This is a genomic window from Methylobacterium frigidaeris, assembly GCF_022179185.1.
GTDB classification, from domain to species: Bacteria; Pseudomonadota; Alphaproteobacteria; order Rhizobiales; family Beijerinckiaceae; genus Methylobacterium; species Methylobacterium frigidaeris.
The window spans coordinates 89,526-109,010 of record NZ_BPQJ01000016.1; the positions used below are offsets into that span (position 1 = coordinate 89,526).

14 protein-coding genes and 1 pseudogene are annotated in these 19,485 nt (G+C 68.3%); 2 read left to right on the forward strand and 13 right to left on the reverse strand.

Annotated elements, in window-relative coordinates:
- Window positions 1–127: 127 nt before the first annotated feature.
- The 9 genes and pseudogenes from MFF64_RS17845 to MFF64_RS17885 all read right to left on the reverse strand — a co-directional run bounded on the left by MFF64_RS17845 (window position 128) and on the right by MFF64_RS17885 (window position 10,920).
- Window positions 128–1,105 carry a phosphoribosylaminoimidazolesuccinocarboxamide synthase gene (locus MFF64_RS17845; protein ID WP_099899850.1) on the reverse strand — a complete coding sequence of 326 codons (978 nt, stop codon included), beginning with the start codon at window positions 1,103–1,105 and terminating at the stop codon, window positions 128–130.
- Between the two features lie 180 nt (window positions 1,106–1,285).
- A complete protein-coding gene (locus tag MFF64_RS17850) occupies window positions 1,286–3,205 on the reverse strand; it encodes a TniQ family protein (RefSeq protein WP_167858581.1) in 1,920 nt (639 codons plus the stop codon).
- Window positions 3,156–4,397, reverse strand: a complete 1,242-nt coding sequence (locus MFF64_RS17855; protein WP_238191794.1) for a hypothetical protein — start codon at window positions 4,395–4,397, stop codon at window positions 3,156–3,158. Before MFF64_RS17855 ends, MFF64_RS17850 begins: the two co-directional genes overlap by 50 nt.
- Before the next feature lie 276 nt (window positions 4,398–4,673).
- A pseudogene (locus tag MFF64_RS38165) lies at window positions 4,674–5,051 on the reverse strand (TniQ family protein); the annotation flags it as partial.
- Window positions 5,048–6,187 carry a TniB family NTP-binding protein gene (locus tag MFF64_RS17865; RefSeq protein ID WP_135416234.1) on the reverse strand — a complete coding sequence of 380 codons (1,140 nt, stop codon included), beginning with the start codon at window positions 6,185–6,187 and terminating at the stop codon, window positions 5,048–5,050. The gene MFF64_RS17865 and the pseudogene MFF64_RS38165, both read right to left, overlap by 4 nt.
- Window positions 6,166–8,310 (reverse strand): TnsB C-terminal domain-containing protein, encoded by a 2,145-nt coding sequence (locus MFF64_RS17870; RefSeq protein ID WP_167858579.1) that lies wholly within the window; start codon window positions 8,308–8,310, stop codon window positions 6,166–6,168. Before MFF64_RS17870 ends, MFF64_RS17865 begins: the two co-directional genes overlap by 22 nt.
- Complete coding sequence (locus tag MFF64_RS17875; RefSeq protein WP_167858578.1) at window positions 8,307–8,945, reverse strand: TnsA endonuclease N-terminal domain-containing protein; 639 nt, start codon at window positions 8,943–8,945, stop codon at window positions 8,307–8,309. Before MFF64_RS17875 ends, MFF64_RS17870 begins: the two co-directional genes overlap by 4 nt.
- Before the next feature lie 775 nt (window positions 8,946–9,720).
- The gene (locus MFF64_RS17880; protein ID WP_167858577.1) at window positions 9,721–9,867 is read right to left on the reverse strand and encodes a hypothetical protein; all 147 of its coding nucleotides are present in this window, start codon (window positions 9,865–9,867) and stop codon (window positions 9,721–9,723) included.
- Between the two features lie 468 nt (window positions 9,868–10,335).
- Window positions 10,336–10,920 (reverse strand): hypothetical protein, encoded by a 585-nt coding sequence (locus MFF64_RS17885; protein WP_135416228.1) that lies wholly within the window; start codon window positions 10,918–10,920, stop codon window positions 10,336–10,338.
- Window positions 10,921–12,596: 1,676 nt separating this feature from the next.
- Between MFF64_RS17885 and MFF64_RS17890 the strand changes: the two genes are divergently transcribed.
- Window positions 12,597–13,304, forward strand: a complete 708-nt coding sequence (locus MFF64_RS17890; protein ID WP_135416226.1) for a hypothetical protein — start codon at window positions 12,597–12,599, stop codon at window positions 13,302–13,304.
- Between the two features lie 77 nt (window positions 13,305–13,381).
- Here the strand turns inward: MFF64_RS17890 and MFF64_RS17895 are convergent, their stop codons facing one another.
- The 4 genes from MFF64_RS17895 to MFF64_RS17910 form a co-directional block, all read right to left on the reverse strand.
- Window positions 13,382–13,936, reverse strand: coding sequence for a DNA-binding protein (locus MFF64_RS17895; protein ID WP_135416224.1), 555 nt, complete (start codon window positions 13,934–13,936; stop codon window positions 13,382–13,384).
- A gap of 137 nt (window positions 13,937–14,073) precedes the next feature.
- A complete protein-coding gene (locus MFF64_RS17900; protein ID WP_135416222.1) occupies window positions 14,074–16,041 on the reverse strand; it encodes a hypothetical protein in 1,968 nt (655 codons plus the stop codon).
- Between the two features lie 10 nt (window positions 16,042–16,051).
- Window positions 16,052–17,956, reverse strand: coding sequence for an FUSC family protein (locus tag MFF64_RS17905; RefSeq protein WP_238191797.1), 1,905 nt, complete (start codon window positions 17,954–17,956; stop codon window positions 16,052–16,054).
- A 68-nt stretch (window positions 17,957–18,024) separates the two neighbouring features.
- The gene (locus MFF64_RS17910) at window positions 18,025–18,702 is read right to left on the reverse strand and encodes a hypothetical protein (RefSeq protein WP_135416218.1); all 678 of its coding nucleotides are present in this window, start codon (window positions 18,700–18,702) and stop codon (window positions 18,025–18,027) included.
- Between the two features lie 431 nt (window positions 18,703–19,133).
- On the opposite strand from MFF64_RS17910, the gene MFF64_RS17915 reads away from it, so the two are divergent.
- Window positions 19,134–19,481: a metallophosphoesterase family protein gene (locus MFF64_RS17915; protein ID WP_099902734.1), complete on the forward strand. Its 348-nt coding sequence runs from the start codon at window positions 19,134–19,136 to the stop codon at window positions 19,479–19,481.
- The last annotated feature ends 4 nt before the right edge of the window (window positions 19,482–19,485 follow it).

The following is a 19,485-nucleotide window of genomic DNA, read 5'->3' on the forward strand; positions in this document are numbered from 1 at the left end:
CAGGGTGCGGTGAGCGGAACGATGTTGCAGGTCGCGCCGGAAGGGACGGCGTTCCGCGGGTTGAATCGCGTGGTGCGCCGGGCCCCGTCGCCCCGCCGTCGTCACCCCGTCTTGCAGGGCCGATGCTCTACTGCGCCAGGAACGCCGCGATGTTGCGGCGGATGCGCGCCAGCGGCGGCTCGCCGGTGTCCGGCAGGGCGAAGCGCTCGCCCGTGATGGTCTCGAAGGCGCTGACGTAGGTGGCGGCGGTGTGCAGGACCACCTCGGGCGGAATCTCCGGCACGGGATCGCGGTAGGGGTCGCAGCGGGCCGCGACCCAGTGGCGGACTACGTCCTTGTCGAAGCTCTCCGGCTGGGTGACGGCCTCGAAGCGCTCGGGGTAGCTCTTCGCGAACCAGTAGCGGCTGCTGTCGGGGGTGTGGATCTCGTCGGCCAGCACGATCCGCCCGTCGGCATCCAGGCCGAACTCGTACTTGGTGTCGGCGAGGATCAGGCCGCGCTCGGCCGCCAGCGCCTGGCCGCGGGCGAACAGTGCCAGCGCCGTCTCAGACAGAATGCGCCACTGGCTGTCCGTCAGCAGCCCCTGCCCCAGGATCTCGGCCTCGGAAAGCGGCGCGTCGTGGTCGCCGTGGCCGGCCTTGGTGGTCGGCGTGATGATCGGCTGCGGCAGCGCCTGGTGCGGGCGCATCCCGTCCGGCAGCCGGTGGCCGTACATCTCGCGCTGCCCGGCCTTGTAGAGGGTCAGGATCGAGGTCCCGGTGCTGCCGGCGAGGTAGCCGCGCACCACGATCTCGACCGGCAGGATGGTGAGCCGGCGGCCCACCACCACGTTCGGGTCCGGATAGGCGAGCACGTGGTTGTCGCAGATGTCCCGCGTCTTCTCGAACCAGTAGCGCGCGGTCTGGGTCAGGACCTGGCCCTTGAGCGGGATCGCCGCCAGCTCCCGGTCGAAGGCGCTCAACCGGTCGCTGGTGATCAGGATGCGCCGCCCATCGGGCAGGTCGTAATTGTCCCGTACCTTGCCGCGGTAATGCCCCGGCAGCTCCGGCAGGGTCGCCTCCGGCAGGACGTAGTCGGAAAAGGGCGCGAGCTCGGCCGCCTGCATGGTCGTGTCTGCCTGTTCCCATAAGCGCTTTCTCAGCGCTCTTGAAAAATATGAGGAATTTTGGAGTTTTAACCTATATCCTATCGGGAGGCTATACCCGATTGCGTCGGGAACTTTGCCGTTTTTCACCCAAATCGGTGAGGAGCCTGTCGGCGCCGAAGCGCCATGACGTCGAACCAATCACTTGAGCGGACGCTTAGGACGCCGTTTTCGTCGAGCCCTATGGTCCCGCGCCTCCTGCGAACCGGTCAGGGCAGCCTCGACGTCGCGGAACCGATACACCTCAACGAAGTGCCCTGGCGGAACCGGAGCATGTTTCAGGCCGAGCTTGTCGATGATGGCGCGCGTCACGATGCGCGATAGATCGTATCGTTCGGCGAGATGGCGAACGGTGCCGTATTCATCACAGAAGCGTTCGAAATCAGCCCTTCGCACCCACCAGCGCTTATTCGTTCGGCCGAGAGCCTGTCGTCCGGGGATCAGTCCGGATCGGACCAACCCGCGGAAACCCCAGTAGTTGACGCCGAACCGCTTCGCGGCTTCCTCCAGCAGCATGCTGTCGGAGCGATGCCCGTGCAGGGCGACGACCTCCCCCACGGATACGAGGATACCCTGCAGTCCCGGGGCGGACGGCAACCTTCCCCTGGGCCTCACGCGGCCGTCGAGGACGGCCGGGAGCAGACGGTCCAATCCGACCCGTCCCTTGAACGATGCCGCCGGCAATCCTGCCAGGTCCCCCACCAGGTCATGGCATTCGGGGACATCGCCGGATAGCCGGCCAAGCAGGTGCTCAAGCTCCTGCGGTGAGTAGGTCCTGTCGCGGCGGCCAGTCACGACCGGATCGTGGGTGGCGACTACGCCGGCATCGACCAAGCGCTGGAAGGCCGGGACGCTGATCCCGAGGAACCTGGCGGCGTGCCGTTGCCCCAATGTTCGTGTTAACAGGTCGCGAACCTTGGAAACCGCCTCCTCGTCGATCACGATCCTGGACCGAAGATCGGTGCCCGAAGGGAGAAGACCAAGTTGCTCGGCGACCGCGACGAGCGTTTTGCGCGTCACCCCCAACTGGTTGGCGGCTTCGGTAAAGGTCACTCCGGACGGAGCGGACCGCCTCGACTTCTCGGCATGGTTGCGGACGGCTGCCCGCAGAGGCTCAAGCGACCCTTCCGGAGACCGGGCCAGCCACATCGAGAGGGCGCCATACGCGGTCCGTGGCGATAGGCTCTGCATGTCGCGTGACGGCACGTCCTCGACCATGGCATCGAGAAGCGCCTCGAACGACAGCGGCCAATCCGCGAGAAGCTCCAATCCGCGCCGGCGCGCCGCCGCCTTGGTGGCGTGGTCGGCCCGGCGCATGTCGAGCGCTCGGCCGTGGTCCGCAATCCAGCCGACGTAAAAGGCCGCCCAGATAGCCGCCTCCAGCGTGACGCCGTCCAGGATACGCGACGGGAGCGGCTCGCATCCGCCGAGACGCCCGACCACGTATCGGTCCAACGAGCACTCGTTCGGCGAACGCGGGATGGCGGCCGCGTTCGTCAGGTCCCCCCCGCACCGGCATCGCCAGGGCCAAGCGCAGTCGGCGTCGATGGGCTCGGCGCACGCGGGACAGGCGCGCAGGAGCTCGCAACAATGGATCGGACAATTGTCGACATGGACCACGTCCCACCAAGCGCGGCGATATGGGCGGAAGGGTCGCGGGCCGTCATTCTCGACCGTTCCCCGCAGGTCGCCTCCCAGGCAGCGCGGGCAATACCGTCGCTTCTTCGGCGCCCAGGACCTCGCCAGGAGCGTCTCACCGTTCAGGACCACCACCTGACGTGGCCCCGAGCTCACGGCGGTGTAGCGGGCGATGTCCGATCCGGCCAGACCCGCGAGGTTCTCGACCGCCTCGACCCTCCGGCCGGCCAGGACCTCCCCGAAATACCGAAGCCCGACCTCGGCGGCGAAGGCGCGGCAGGATGTCTCGCCGTTCCTGGCGGCCAGCCGACCGAACAACGAGTATGCCGGCTCGGGCCGGAAGCGCACGCGCAACGCGCGCGGTTCGAACTCCTCATCCCTCTTGCGTCGGTCGCGAGCGGGCTTCGGCAACTCCTCGGGCAAGCGGCACGTCCGTCGCGGCGGACCCGGGGACCGCGTGGAATGCCGTCTCCACGTCGGCCCGCCGGAAGATGACCTGCCTGCACGCCGGCGGGGCGGCGACAGGGACGACGGAGAGCCGCCCGAGCCGCGAGACGACGGCTTTCGGCGAGGTGCCGAACATGGCAGCTGCCTCGCTTCCGGTCACGTATGCATCACGGAACCGGGCCAGTCCAGCGCGGTCGACCCGCGTCGCCGAACCGCATCGCCGCCCCAGCAGCCCCACGCGCGCAAGATGGCGCGCGGCCTGGTGGTGCAGGCGCAGTTCCGCCGCCGCCTGCTCGATGCTTACATTGCCGTCGGGGCGCCCCGGCTTGAGCGCCTTCGGATCGACGAGGACTTGCGCCAGCGTACGGCCGTCGCCGACCACGCCGGCGGGCGACACGTCACCCGCGAGGATGCGACGGCAGGCGTGGTCGAGCGGGACCCCGGCGGCCTGGCAGGCCGCCGGGAGCGGGAGGATGCCGCCCGGTCGCGCTTCGAGCCGGTTCGCGCCGGCCGCGAGGCGACGAACCAGATCCTCGCACGCCTCCCGGCGGATGCGAGTGGGCTTGGCCTCGAACGGGCCGAGCAGACCGGCCGCGGCGATCCTGCCCGCCTGCGACTTGCCGATGCCGAGCAGGCGGGATGCCTCGTCGATGCCGACGAGCTCGGCTTGCTCCCTCAGGATGGTAGAGACCTCTTGCGAGGAGATCCGGATGCCGACGCCCCGACGCGCACCGCGCGGGACCAAGCCACGTCGGGATGCCTCCCGCTTGACGCGCGCGAAGCCCCACCCCATCGAGCGCGCGGCTCCTGAGATCCCGGGATCGCGCGGCGACGGCGTCGAGAGCAGCGCGCCCTCCCGGTCGGAGATCACCCCGTGCTTGATTGCGTGGCCACGCATCGCCGACCGCACCGCGGACCCGAAAACCGAGGCATGTTCGAGCTTCGCCGCCCAGTGCTCGTAAGCCCAGCCGTACGTCCCCGTCAGTCCGGTCCCGGTCCGTCCACCCCGCGACCGGGTGAGCCCACGGTCGAGCGCCGCCTCGAACTGCGTCGGCCAGGACGCCAGCGCGCGAAACGCGACTTCCCGGATCTCCGCGGCGGCCGCGGTGTCCCGGCGTGGCTTGAGGGCGGATAGAGGCCCCGTGATGACCAGGCCGAGCCGTTCCATCTGAGGAACCGCTTCCTTAAGGTCCATTTCGTCCAAGAGGGGAACGTCGGTAGGCCAACCCGCGAGCCGTGCAGCCGCGTATTCGGAAAAGCCCGCGGTCCCCCGAGGGTCCGGCGGACGGGGTGCCGCCAGGCTGCAGCCACAGATCCTGCACCGACCGGGAGCGCCTCCCCAAGCCGGACGGGCGCCGCAGCGCGGGCAGCCGGCGCCAAATCCGGTCCCGTGCGTCGGGCAGCGCGTCACCGACAGGACATCCCACCAGAGGCGACGATGGACATCGACGGCAGCGTCGCGCCCGGCGGCTCGCGCGAGCAGGGCATCCTCGCGCACGCAATGCGGGCAATATCGGCCGCCGTCCTTGGACCAGTCCGCAAGTCCGACGACGGTGTGGCCGATTCGGACCGACCGCGTGCGAGCATCGACCTTCGGGGAAGACAGCAGCAAGTCGGTTGCGTCCACGCGCGCGAGCATCGCCAGGCGTTCGACCCCTCGGCCGAAACCGAGCTGCCGAAGGCTCAGCCCATGCTCGTGACAGAAGGCGGCCAAGTCCCCGTCCCGATGGCGCGCTGCCAGCCGTCCGAGGAGGCTCGCACCTCCCTCGTACGGCTTCGGACGGACACGTAGCGCGAGAGGCTCGACGGTCTGCCGGCTCACGCGGCGAGCCTCTCCTCGACGTCGTCCCTGACCGGCCGGTAGGCCAATTGCCTCGGACGACGGCGGTTCGCGCGCTCGGACATCGTCGCGTGCTCCCTTGCCATCCGCGCCCAGAGCTTCAGGAACGCGTCCTTGCCGGCGAGGTAGGGATTGCGAGCGGTTCCCCGGGCCAGTTCGCGTGCCGGCATCGGTCGTGCGTCGGGGTCGGCCGACAGTTGCGGCGCGCCGGCGGGCTCGAACCGCTCCCAGACCTGCCCGAGCAAGGCGAGATCGATCCGCCTTGCCTTCCTCTCCAGGGCGACGCTCAGCGCCTCGCTCAGGGTCTTCGAGACGAGGCCCGGATAACCGCCCGTCGCGCAGTACAACCGCTTGGCCGTCTCGTGCTCGAAGAGGAACGACGGCTCGGGCAGGCCGAGCTGAGCCTCGAACAGCCCGAGCATGGCCATGAAGGCGGCGCGCCCCTCGATGGAGGACCAGGAATAGGGATGGAGCACGACCGGCGGCTGCATGCGACGCCGCAGCTGCGGATAGTCCCGCAGGTGGAGGAGGCTCGGCAGGCCGGCCAACACGATTTGCGTGCCGAGCCGGTTGAGCAGGCTCTTGAGGAATTCAGAGACGTCCTCCTCGTTGTCCTGGCTGATGTGCTCGCAGAGGTGGTGCGCCTCGTCGATGAGGATCAGCTCGACCTTGAGCTCGTCGCAGAGCCAGCCGATCTTCGCGATGATCTCGTCGGTGTTCCAGGTGTCCCGCGCCTTCGACCCGAGCGCGCGCATGATGGCCGCGACGAACGATCTCTGCGTCGGGCGCTTCGGGGCCTCGACGAGGATCACGCGTCGGACGTCGCCGTCGGGGCTATCCGTCAGGTGCGGATGGTCCTCGGCGTAACTTTCGAGGATGGTGGATTTCCCCGCCCCAGAGGGTCCGGCGATGACCAGTGCCCGTGCCTTCAGGCGGCGGCGCCTCTCGGGCCTGTACCGGGCCTGCAGCTTCGCGATTTCCGCCTTGCCGTCGAGCAGGGCTTGGTGAGGCACCGTCCGGGTCTCGAAGTCGACGACGACGTCCCCGCCGCCAGCCGCCTCGGGCCCCGGTCCAATCGCTTGCTCCGTCGCCACCTTCACGCCGACCTCCTGGTCCATTGTGCCATCATCGCGAGCATCGCCGCTTGAACGTCCGGGTCGGCGCCGCCTCCGGCCGGCTCCGGGTTACCGGCCCGGTCATTGCCGCCCTCATGACCCTCGGCCTCGCCCCCGACGGGAACCGGCGCGGGATCGTTCGCGGGCGTCGGCTGTCCGACGAGCGGCGTGAAGAAGCAGCCGTTGTCCAGCCCGTACCGTGCCGCCCGTGCGGCGGTGGTCTTAGCCTCGGTGTCATCCAGCGCCACGGCCGCCTCCTCCGCTTCGAGGCGCTGCCCTTCGGCCCGGTGCAGATCGGTCACCGGTCCGCCTTCCGCGAGCCTCCGCGCCCGCTTGTCGTTGGTCCTGGCCTGGTGGAGCGACACCCCGGCCGCGAGTTCGGGTCGGTCGCAAGGCACCACGATCCACCGGCCCGTCTCCTCGTCGAGCACCTCGACCTCCCCTAGGTCGAACGGATCGGCGCGGACTTGGAACCGCTTGGTCGTGCCTCCGCGCCGGCGGCGCAGCTCCTTGAGGTCGTCGTGGTAGTAGACGAGCCCGAAGATCTTGATGCCGACGTTCGTGATCGGCTTCAGGAAGGTGGCGCCCATCAGGCGCCGGATGTCCTCGTAGGAGCGCACGCCCTCGACCCGGTCCACCTCGGCGTGGCGTTGCCACTCCTCAAGGGGGGTTCCCTTAAGCCCGTCATGGAAAGTCACATGGTAATCGTCCACGAAGTATTTGAGCAACTTCTCCTTCACCTCCGGGAGAGTCAGCTTGGCGCTAGCGACTGATTTATATTCACCTCTTTTTGCCGGGTTGCTGAATGTTTTACCTTCCATGAGGTCGAAGACTTGAATTCCTATCCTGCCGAAAATTCGTTCGACCTTACCCTTCAGCCAGGGTTGACGCGGAGGCAAGTTGACGACCGTGAAGCCCATCGACAGCTCGGCGAGCTTCAGGGACCGACTGTGGAATTCCTTGCCGTTGTCACAGAAGACCAGCCGGGGGATGCCCTCGGCAGGCCATGGATTGCTCAGCCCCAACCCGGTGAGGTCCTTGGGCCAGAATGCGTGGGCCAAGCACCGCTGCAGCGAAGCGAAGCTCGGGGGCTCGAAACTCACGTGCACCCCGAGTACCATCCGAGTGCATCTGTCCAAGGCCAAGGTAATCCACGGCCTACCCAGGGGTCTTCCGGACTTCTCGTTGACGACGATGATGTCCAGAAGGCTGTGATCGACCTCGATCTCTTCGAGGGGCTTCGCGGGCGGGCGCTTGCGTTTGAATACGCCGGTTTCGAGGTGCGCTTTACGCCAATTGAAACGCCTCTTAACCTCCTCATGTTCAGAGTAGTTTTTCAAAAGATACGCTTGAAAGCATTTATAGCTTACCTTTAAGCCTTTCGATTTTAGCTCCTTGTTAAGAAGCTTGTGGACTTCGTTCAGCGATGCCCGGCGGTCGTTGAGAAACATCGTTTCGATGTAGATCTTCATCCTCTCAGGGATGAAGGCCCTTTCATCCTTGAACCGCGAGGTTCGGTTCCCGCGCTTCTCGATCAACGGGACCAGGATGCGAATGTCGCGGCTCACCGCCATCCAGGGATGATACCAGCTCTCGATCGTGCTGGGCTTGGGCGCGGCCAGGGGCTTCCGGGGCTTGTTCGGGCTCTTCAGCAACTCGGGGGGCACGCGGCGGCGCTCGGCGCGCGCCGTTTCGCGGACGGCGGCCGCCTCGTCGTCCTCTTTCTGCCACGTCGGTCCTTTCTCGGCGAAAATCTCCGACGCGGCGCGCTCGAAAGCCGCGTTCAGAGGAATGCCTTCCTTGTGCAGTCGGTACGCATGCCAGAGATACTCCGCACGTCGCATCGCCTCGATGCACGACTCCGCCTTGTTGCTCTCGAACGTCCTGTTGAGGAGCTCCTCCTGGTCCGCCGTCAAACCGGCCCGGCCTTGGGGATAGTGCTCGATCTGCTGGCGCATGCGGGTGATGTCACGGTCCGTCACGGTGCGTGTGTCGCCGCCGCCGACCGGTTCCAGGCGCCAGCCCCGGACGACGCGTTTCCGCACGACCCAGAGATGCGGGGTACCGTCCGCCTCCGTGATCCGGAGATGGTCGCCCTCCACGTACCGTTGCGGGCTGCCGCTCATCGTGATGCACCTCCTGCCAGTATCCGCGTGGACGCCCCGAGCGCGAGGTCCAGGTCCAGGCCGACCTCGCCGCGCGCGGCGAGGCGCATGGCCGCCCGAAGGGCACGGACCGGCGGCAGGCCGCCTGCCCAGGCCGCCTCCCCGACCGTCGCGCAGTGCGGCAGCACGGCACGGACGCGCTGCTCCGCCCATGCGTCGCCGACACGGCGCCCCTCGGAGAGGACCGCCCGGGAGTTCGAGAGGCGCGGCTCGCGCTTGATGTCCTTGTCGGTCCAGACCTCGAAATCGGCCCCGAGCGCCGCGCACTCCGCCTCGATGCGCTCCCTCCGACCCCGCAGGGTGGGATCTCGGGCTAGCCGGCGTGCAGGCTTGACCTCCCGAAACGTGCGGCTGAGAGCCGTGACGACGAGGAGATCGGGCGTGTAACGGCGGGCACGGCCGGCATCGCGCCACTGGAAGGTGACCGGTTGGGTCGCGAACTGCACGACTTTCCAGTCCACCTCCAGCAACACGAGGGCGTCGAGTTCGAGCAGGCTCTCGAACGGGACGGACGCCCCCATCTTGCGGCTCGGGTGATAACCGGTCAGGGCCCCCGTCCGGCGGCCGGTGACCACCTTCCTGGCCGGCGGTCGCATGGGCCTCATACGCGGCGCCCCTGAGGCTCGCATGAGACCGCTACCCCCAAGACGGACTTGCCGGACGAATGCATGCCCCTGAGCATGCGGCGTCGCACCGGCGGCTCGCCGCAGCGGTCGACGACGAGCGCGCTCAACCAACGACGGTCGAGAATGGCCGTCTCTTGCGCGCCGCACCCCTCATACCCGGCCTGCCAGCAAGGGACTTGGCAGGGGGACGAAGCGGCTTCCGCATGGCGATGGGCGACCGCCGCAAGCGCGGCAAGCGCCGGCTGGTTCCCGCGAACGGCATCGTCGAGGGCAGCCACGCAGCGCGGCCGTCGGGCGGCCTCGTCCGTTTGCATCGATGCATCATGTGCGACGACAGCGTCGCGCGATTTGCGGGATTGTGGCATGGGCGCGTCCGTTCGCATGACGGGAATTCGGTGGTGGGAGGGACGCCGCGGCGGGCGGCCCTCATTAAGGGGGCCGCGCTTCTCAGGCGCCCACAGGGTCGCCGGGCCTGGGCTCCGCCACGGCCTTGTCCGACTTCGTACCGACAGCCGGCTTCTTGAGAGGAGCGGGCCGTCGAGGCGCGCGGTGGACGGGTAGGACGATGCCGACGACGCTGAAAAGGGTGCGGTCGGCCGGTCGGGGGGTGTCCTCGCACATGGAAAAATCTCCCACGGCCCGGCGGCAAGTGCCGGAGCCTGCTCGTTGTGGTGAGGGGGTGCGGGACCCACGACCCGTTGCGGGGTCGTGGGTCCCATGCTAGGAAAAGGCGTCCGGTAGAACGTCAGCTCTCCGAGGCGCCGAACGACTTGGCCGAGAAGTGGACTTCGTCCGTCGGCTGGTAATCGAAGTCCGCGTCGAGCAGGCCGACTGCATCGGCCAGCCCCATGTCTGGTGCGTCGTCGAGCGCCTTGATGTCGTCGTCGATCAACTGCAGTCCTCCTCGCTGTGGAAAACCACGGCGCGGCCCGCAGAAATCCGCCCTCCCCGCTTGCGATGGGCGCGTGGAGCGGGCATAAAGAGGATTCCTCGTCGGGTTTTTGACCCTGCGAGTCCGGCCGGTACGAAGCTCCGTAAAGGGAATGGCCGAGCGGTCGCTTGGCGTGGTTGGACACGCCGAGCGATCAAGGCCTCCCCGGCGCGATGACAACATCGCGCCGGGGAGCTGCCTTGTGGATCGGCCAAGGGAACGCTCCCGATTGCCAGGGCGGGCCGCGTGCCGTTGCCGGCAATGATCTAATCCGCGCGGTGCGCTCCCGCTGGGTGAGCGATAGCTTCATCCAAAGTCCTTTCATGTTTCGTCCGGGAGTCGTTCAAGCATTCTGGTTGCCGTGGTATGACATCAAGAAGTCATTAGCGCTCTCTTAGACATAGTTTTAGCTTACAGTCAGGCGCGTCCTTACTTCATAGTTGAATTTGCATTTGTTTTAGGCTTGCTTCTAACGCGGCCTAGGTTTTCAGGAATTGCACGCTTCCGATCATTCTGCTCGCCGGCAATATTCTTGGGACCTTTTCCGATTGAATACCAATGCATTGCTTGCTTATCATGGCGAGCCAAGCCGTTTCGCTTCAAGAAAAGTTTGGCTTTTTCGCTCGCATCTTTGGTGTATTGAGCATTGACAACAATCTCATTGATGGCCTGACCTGATAATCCTGTATCACCAGCTTCAGCCAAGGCATTAACGATGAGTTGGGCCACGCGGGAGCGTAGGCGCGGGATTGGCTGCGCCTGGCCGTCCAGGCCAGCGCGCTCGGCCGCTTGAGCGCCGTCGAGACCTGGACCCGACGGCGGTTCGGCAGCTACGCGAACGGCAACTTCGGCGAGCCGGCCGGCCAACCTCGCGCGTCCGGCGGCAGTGCCGGCCTGAAGTTCCAGTAGCGCGTTCTGCGCTCCGACCAACATCGTCATCAGCGCGTGCACCTTCGCGGCCAGCTCTTCGTAGGCCCTGAGCTCCTCGGTCAGTATGTCGGCGTTCGTCCGCATGATGGCTCCGGCATTCCCCTCCCGCCAATCTGGGGCGCTCGCGCTCCGGAGTCAACTCGGAAAGACAGGGATCAGGCACCAAGGATTACCGAGCTACAGGAAAGACGTCCATGCCTAGGTGCCCTGCCGCGTTCCGGTGTCGTCAGGTCCAGGTCCGGTCCGCCGTCGCACCCACGGCGCAACCGTTTCGGTGGCACGGCCCGCGAGGGACCGTAACTCGATGGCGCCGCCGGATCCGCGTTCGCGATGAGTCCATCAATCGTATGGGCTTGTACCTAGGAATATTAGCAGGGAAACCCCCGAATTTGCAACGCTCTAGTAAAAATGGCAAGATCCCTGTCGAAACCATGGTTAACAGACCGTTGCGCCCACCGGCCCACCGCTTGGCTTTTTCCAGCAGGTAGCAGACCCAGTATCCGGTCTCGGGCACCATAGTTCCGCACCTGAGCAACCACGCGTATCGTACGGTCGCCCCCGACAGCGGCTCTTCGACCTATCTGGCGACGCGGACAACCCGCTCCTCAGGTATGACTGGGCGTAGCGATGGGTGCCGCCCGCTTCCGGCCGCGTAGCCCATTAGGCGCGCGCCCGGCCAACATTCGCCAGCGCGTGCGCCGCCGGGAAAGCATGGTCCATGTCGAGACACCGTCTGTGGGTGCCTTGGCGCCTACCGACGGAACGAGGGCCTGGGCGCCCAGGCCCGGTTGAGCCAGGCGGCCCACCGGGACCGGTTAGCGCCCCGCCAAGGCGGGCGGCACCGTGCCTCTGGCAACTGAGAAGGTCCCGTTGCGCGCCCCGCAGGGCACCAAGGCGATGCCGGCCACAGGGATGCCGACAGCCGGGATGGCTGGTCCGAGCGCCACGAGGCCACGACGGCAGTCAGCGTCCGGGGCGGGGGATGCCGGACCTTGTTGGCCATCTCGACGATACGGGCTCCGATTTGGGACGGCCTGACCAATGCGCCGTAGGACACGGCTGCGGCGAGCGCCACGCCGCGCAGGCTAACGCGTCATCAGGTGCATCGAGACCGGCGTCGCCACCGTGCCGATCGGCGCAAGCATGGTGCCGGCAGGGCGGCTCCCGGCACCACCGGCACCACCGCCATCTCCTCACCCATGCGGAGCGCGTGGACGTCCGGTGGGTCCCGATCCAGCGTCGGTGAAGCGCCTCGCGGTCGTAGCCGACCATGGCGGCCGGGGTGGTACCGGTCGGGATGGAGATGCGGACCGCGTTTGCTCTGAATGCCAGCCAGGCTGAAGGCAGCCCTGCCCGAGGCCGCCTCCTTCCTGACCCGCTGACACCGGCGATCCGCAGCCCGCCGGGGGCGACCGGAATCCTGTGGACAACCAGCGGAGAGGCGCGCGTGCTCAGCCCAGGTCGGTCCGGTCGGCCGACCTGGGCTCGCCGCCTGGTCGCGATGACCCTTGGAAAGCCCTGCGCGGTGGCCGGGAAGCGCCTCGGCTCGGCTTCCCGGAGCGCGAAGCCGGCCGGGCAAGCCGGTGGGCCGGTCCACCGTGGCCCGGCCGTGTGCCCGGCCTCGACCCGGTCGCGCACCGGGAAGCTGCCTCAGGACCCGTTCCGTCCAGGCCGTCGTCTGGACCATCCTTCCTCGGGCGACCGGGTTCCCTTCCACCCGGCACTATGGCCCTGATCGACGGGCGGATGAGGAGGCGGGAATGCTGCACGATGCCCGGACCATCGACCTGGAAGCGCTGATCGAGGCGGAGTACGCCGCGCTGCGCAGGCATTTCGAGGAGAGGCTTGCTCCCCTCCTGGTGAAGCGCGCCCTGCGCGACGCGGCCGGCACGGTGCCTGTCCGGGGCGGCGACATCCCCGGGCCCGCGCCCGCGGCACGCGTCGAGGCTTCGCGCGCCGGCTCCCCGGTCACTAGGCTGGTCATCGAGACGCTTCTGAGGGCTCCCGCGCACCGCATGTACGGCCCGGACCTGACCCGCATCATCCGCGACGCGGGCTACACCCTCGACTGTGCGGAGAAGGTGAGGACACGGCTGAAGAAGCAGGGGGTCCTGGTCAAGGAGCGCGCGACGTCCTCGTGGTCGCTGGCGCCGCGCTTCCTTGAGACGGGAGCGGTAATCCCCGGGCGCACCACCCCGCACGTCGCCCGACCACGGGAAACCCCGGTGGGCCGGATCATCCTTGAAGCCCTGACGGCGGCCGGCGAAGCCGGGCTCGCGGGCGATGATCTCGTCGAGGCGGTGCGGTCTCGCGGCTACCCCACGTCCCGAGCGGTCGCGGTGCGGGGGAGCCTGCGCGCCGAGGGACACATCGCGTGCGGCCTGGGCCAAAACGCGCGTTGGCGGCTCGCGCGGCCGCACCGAGCGGAGCCCGGCGAGCCGTCCGCGACCGCCTCCGCGCAAGCGTAGGCATCCGACGTGATTACGGCCGGGCTGCCGGCCCAGGGCGCCCGCGCCCGAGACCGGTCAAGCCCCGACGCGTCGGCTCAAGCCGCCGTCAGGGCCGCCCCCCACCGGCCGCCGGATGGCCGGCGGGCACGCCGGCGATGCGGGCGCTCGCCGGCTCGGGCTGGCCGAGCGCCTTCGCGACCTCCTCGAAACTGGCCCGCGCGTCGGACCAGTCCTGCGCGAAATCGAACACCTTGCCGCTGCTCGATCTGGACTACCCCCTGTACCGGTGCGCCGTGGTCCTCGTCCCCGTTGGCGAAGGCGGCGGTGCCGAGGATGGCGCGGGCGGCGAGCGCGGCGTTCCCGGCATGGAGCGTCTCGACCATGCCGATCAGGTGCTCGCGGTCCTGCTTGTCGTCGGAAGCCATGGAAGCGGCGGCCTCGCGCTTGGCCTGCTTCCAGAGGGCCATGGCGAGCGCCTGGCCGGCCTCCTTCATGGCCTTGGACATGTCGGTCGGTTCGAGCTTGGGGTTGTAGCCGCGCTTCTTCCGCCAGGCGCGCAGGTGCCTGCAGACCTCGCGGGGCGAGCCGCCGGTCGGGATGGCCTCGCGGACCCTGCGCAGGTTGGGCCGCTCGCCCTTGGCGGACGGCATGGGCCCTCCCCGGGGGCGGCGGGGAGCATGCCTGGACGAGGTTAAGCGGGCGCTGAGGCGGGCTCCGCGGGGGCGCGGATTCGCAACTCCGCGGTCGTGTACCGGGTGGCGGCACCCGATACCCCGTGCGCCAACGGTCACTTGCCGCTCGCCTGGCTGGCCCGTGATGGTGTCAAGGCGGATTTGGGGATGTCCGACGGGGTGTGCCGTTTGCCCTGGATGCGGAAGAGGACGACCGCGGTCTCGACTGAGCTATCCGCCACGGTCCGGTGATGAACACCGATCTGGTCGCGTATATCGGGCTGGGCCCCGGAGCGGTCGAAGAGGTCGAGGACCATCAGCATGGAGAGGGCGACGTTGGTACCCTGGTACGAGATGGCCTGCGGGCCGTACCTGTCGACCAACTCGCCCGACGTGAGCTTCGGGAAGGAGCGCTTCAGTTCGGATGTCGTCCTCATCCACCTGTAGCTGAAGAGGACATCGACGCGACCACCGCCTAGGTCCCGGGCCTCGGGACGGCAGATCTCGGCAAGCCGCGAGCCCATGAGGGAATTCACGAAGTCATATTGGAGATCGGCCTCCAGCGGCGGGTTTTTCGCGTCCCTGTTGAAGAGATAGGCGACCCCGGGGAACGTGGCCGTGCTGAGGTTGTATCGTGAGACCACAAACCGGGTGACGTCGAGGAGCAGGATGTCGAAGAACCGCCGGGCATCGGCCCGCTCCCGGTAGTCGACGTTTGTCATCAGGGCGGCTGTGGCCCTTGCGAGTACGTCGTCGACGGTCCTGGAGACGGTCTCGTCGAGCAGCGAGATGGCGTCGGCCTCGATACGGGCCGAGACGGTGTCGCGGACTGTTGCCGGCAGGTGCTCAATGATGGCGGCGGTCGGTGAGCTCCCGTCCGCCGCCCCGGAAGGGCGGTGGGTGACAAGGTCTTCTCGGGCCTGCCTGACGAGGTCGCCGAGGGACTTGGCATCCGCCAGGTAAGCGGACCCTGCATTCTCCTCGATCCAGTGCTCCAGGATGTCCAGGGAACGAAGCTCGCGCTGCATCGCGCCCACGATCCTCGGGCGCACGACCTGCTCAAGCCCGCCGTCCGAGCCGCGCCGGAACATGGTGCGGCTCGCTGCATAGACGGACAGGAGCTCCTCCTCCATGACCGCGGCGACCTTGAGCCACGCCGAACGGGAGACCTTTTCCGCGACCGCCCCGAGACGGAGCGCGAGCGATGTCCAGTGGACGCGTTCGAGGTCCTTCGCCGCGAGCCAGGACGCCGTCTCGGGCTCGCGGTCGTTCAGCGTCAGGAAGGCGGTGTACTCGAAGGCCGACCGGGTGACGGTGTCGATCCGGTCCGGGAGGTCCTCGCCGGTACGGCCTTCCTGGAAGGCCACCAGCATGTCGAGGCAGTTCACGTACAGCCGGGCATCGAGGCGCGTCTCGGTCGCGTCCTCGGCACGCGCGAACCAGTACCGGGCCTGCCCGAAGGCGTCGAGCGCCGTCTCCGGCTTGGTGGCGCCGAGCCCCGTCCTCAAGGCATCGAGGCCGAGCTCGACCGCGGCCTCGTCCTCCGCTTCCTCCACATCCGCGAGTTCCGTCAATTTGTGGCGCAGGTCGTCCGCGGGCTCGTGGGCCAGCACGGCCCCGGCAACCCTGGCCGCATGGCGGAGGTAGATGCCGTCGTCCGACGGGTCGAGATCGAGGATGTCGGCCTGGAGGCGCCGGAGCAGCGACCGCTCCGACTGGGCCATGATCATCGCCGCCTTCAGCGCCTGGGAGCGCGTGCCGTAGTCGACGGATCTGTCGGCAGCGCGTCCGAGGAAAGCCTTGCCGAGCCCCTGGCGGTGCGACGACGGGACCTGCCCGCCGCGTCCGAGCCAGGACGCGATCTCCATCATGGCGAGGACATCGGCGTTCCCCGCCAACGCGACCAGCGCCTTCGTGGTCGCCTCGGTCCGCGGATGCTCGGCAAGGACAACGAAGAGGCGCGCGCCCTCGACCTCCGTCGAATGGTCAGCGACCGCCGCGGCAAGCTCGTCCGACGACAGGCAGCCGAGGTCTCGCGCGTCGCCCTCTTCGAGAAGGCGCCTGATCAAGTCGGACGTCGCCACGGCGCTAGGCTCAGAAAAGGAATCGCTCGCCCTGAGCGTGGGTCACGTGATCGCAAGGGACAACATCGAGGAGCGCCGGCTCCGCGCGGGCGCCGACGATGATCTGGATGTCTCCCGCGCTCTCGATAGCCCCGTGCACGCGCGACAGCAACGCGGCGAAGTCGGCGGGCGCCATCTCCTGCGCGCCAGGGCTGTCCAGCACCAGCAGTCCCGGGTGCCGGCCGTACATGCGTTGCCGGGCCACCTCGATCACGGCGAGCGCCGCCGCGATGCGCACGCGGAGGTTCTCGCCCGGCGACAGCTTCCCGAAGCTGGTCTGGGCCCTTCCCTGCACGATCCGCATCGCGCCCCCGGTGCCCCAGTCCATGCTCTCGATGTTCTGGACGCCAAAGGAACGCGACAGTTGCGTGATCTCCTTCGATACGTCGGCGAGGATCTCCCGCGCGAGTCCGTCGTAGAGGTCCTTGGTCACCTCCTCGGCGGCCTTCAGCACCGCCTCGTCATGGGCGCCGGCCGCGTCGGCGGCCTCGTCCTCGGCCTCCTCTTCCTCGGCCGCGATCAGGGCCAGGAGTTGCTCGCGTTGCGCCTCAAGACCCCGGATCTCCAATTCCAGGTCGGCCGAACCCTCGGTTCTCAACGCGGCTTCGAGGGCGCGCGACGATGCGATTGCACGGGACAGCTCCGCCTCGGCCCCGCGTTGCGACGCCTGCGCCTCGGTCGCCTGGGCGCGCAGTTCGGCGACGTTCGCCGCAACGTCGTCGGCGTCGCGCTGGAGCTCTTCCAACCTGAGGCCGTCCTCGTCCTCGGCCGGCGTCTGGCGGGTGCCGCACAGGGCGCAGGTCGAGCCGTCCGTCGCCCTGGCGTGCCGGTCGTGGTCGATCCCGGTGTCGCATGACGGGCAGCAGACGGGACGCAAGGTGCGGAGCACCACGCCCGCCGCGCGGTCGTCCTTGAGCTGCTGCAGGGCCCTGCGCGTGTCGAGGAGCACGGTCGTCGCTCCCTGCAGCTGCCTCTCCAGCCTGAACGTCTCCCGCCGGGTCGCCTCCACTCTTTCGCGCAGGGCGAGAAGCCGCCCGTCCATCTCCAGCATCCGGGCTCGCAGGACGCCGCGGTCCGGGCCGGGGCGGACCCGGCCACGGGCGGCAGCCAGGGCGTCCTCCACCGTCCCGAGCCTGGCCTGGAGGCGGTCCTTGAGGCCCTTGGACGGGCTGAGCCTCTCGGCCTTCGTTGTCCTCAGCCGCTTCAGCGCCGTGGATGCCGCCGTGTAGGTGCTGACCCACGGCAGGCCCATGAACATCTGCAGCAGCCTGAGGGGGATGGCGTCGACGAGCAACTCGCCGAACACCGCCTCGCCCGGGCCGTTGACGAACAGCGCCGAGGCGATGACCTGCCAGCCGTGGGTGTGACTGCCGTCCTTCTTGTTGTGGGCGTGGAACCTCGCGAAGCCGAACTCCGCCAGCATGGCGTCCTCGACCGCCCGTTCGAGGGGTTTTCCGACCGTACCTTCGTACAGGACGAACCAGCCCCCTTCCTGCTCGCGGGCGAAGGTGGCGGCTGCGTCCTTGTCGGGATCGCCCGCCTCCTTCGTGACGAGGACGCGGTGGCCGATGCCGTTGGCCTCGAAGACGATCTCGGCCTTGCTGAGCCACCGCCACACGTCCGGCTTCACGCGCTCGTGGATGTCCCCGCGGATGCCTCCCTGGATCATGTTCAGGAGCGTCGACTTCCCGCGGAAGTTCTCGTCCGACACGATGGCCCAGAGCCCGGGACCGAAGGTGAAGGTTTGGTCGAACGGGCCGTCGGCGGCGGTGCCCTCCTTCACGCCCTCCAGCGTGACGGAGCGGACGCGCAGGCTCTTCCTGCGGGGCAGCGTGGATTGCGGCTCGACGGCGTGCCTGTCGAGCGCCTCCTGCACGACGGCCACCGGCAGGGATGCCTTGCCGGCGATGGCCTCGATCCACTCCGCGGCCGTGGCTTGCGTCATCATCGTCCCCTGAGGCTCTGGAGCCGAGCCAGGACGCGCTCCTTGATGGACGGGATCTCGGTCCCGTGGCGAGCGTCGCGGTACTCGGGATGGAGGTACTGGTCGCCCTTGAGGTCGGAGCCGCTCCGGAAGCCGGCCAGCGTCATCACCAGCTCGACGCGAGACCTGTACCAGCGAAGGCTCGGCTGCTCCCGCTCGATCCGTTCGATGAACGAGAAAGCGGCCGGAAGGACCATGAAGTCGTGCCGGCGCTGTCCGGCGGTCTGCTTCAGCGGACGCACCAGGCCATGCGCCGCGAGGATCGAGAGCGGCATCTCGATGTTCTGGAAGGCACCGCGGCGCCAGCGGACCATCGCGACCGTGCGAAGGTCCGGCTCGTCGGCGTCGAAGATGTCGGAAGCGGCTTCCAGGGCGGCAGGATCGCCCTCGGCCTCGAAGCGGGTCAGCAATTCGTCGGCTAGGTAATCCGGGTAGCGGACGAGGAAGTCGATGGCCATGGCCCGCTTCTCGCCCTTGAAGATGCGGCCGTCATGTACGGCTTCCTCGCTCCCGAGCGCCAGGATGTACAGCAGGCGCACCGCGTCGCGATGGTGGAACCCGACCTGCGGCCTGGCCGGTCCGCCCTGCGCAGGACGGGCGGCGCCGGGGCTCGTGGTGGTCTCGGGCTGCCCGTCCATCGTGGTCGCTCAGGGTCGTGGAGGCCAGGTCACGTCGGTGACGAGGCGTGCGCCGGCCGGCGCCGAATTCCCGTATCGCCGGAAAGCTAGCCCGCCGAGTCACCGGCTTCCAGACCGCCTCGCGGCCATCGACGCTCGACGGGACCAGGCCGGACAGGTGACACAACGGCCCGGCAGTGGTTCCGGTTCGTTCGCGCGTAGGGTATCGGGTAGCGCTACCCGATACCTCGCCGACGAGTCGCGTTTCCGAGGCGTCTGCCCGGCGGGTCCGAACGGCCTCCGGCACCGTCCCGGCGGCGCACCTTCGCGAATCCCGGCGCCCCGGGGTTGCTTCGCCATCACGCGCGGGACGCGGCCGCCACCCTCCAGGACGCACCGTCATGAAACCCGCGCCTGAGCACCCATCTGCCTGACCGCCGGAGTGCCGCCGCGTGCCGAGCCTCCGCACCCGCGAGGCTCGATGCCATCCAGGGTCCCGTGGTCGAGCGACCACCGCTTCGACCCGTCAAGCCATTCTCGACGAGCGGATTCCCAACCGCCGCCCGTTCGCCTCCATAGAGGAGCACGACGAGACGCTGATTGCGAACCGGAATGCCGCTGTGGGCACCGATGACACCGTCCGGCACCTCGGCGACTTCTGCTACCGCCGCGGCGAGGATCACGCTGGTAGCCAACTCAGTGTTGCGCTGCGCGAGATCAAAGTTCCGCACTGTCACAACCTAGAGCACACGTGGCCGGCGTCGAAAGTCGGCGGCCACGTTCGTTCTTTGAGGGGGTGATTCG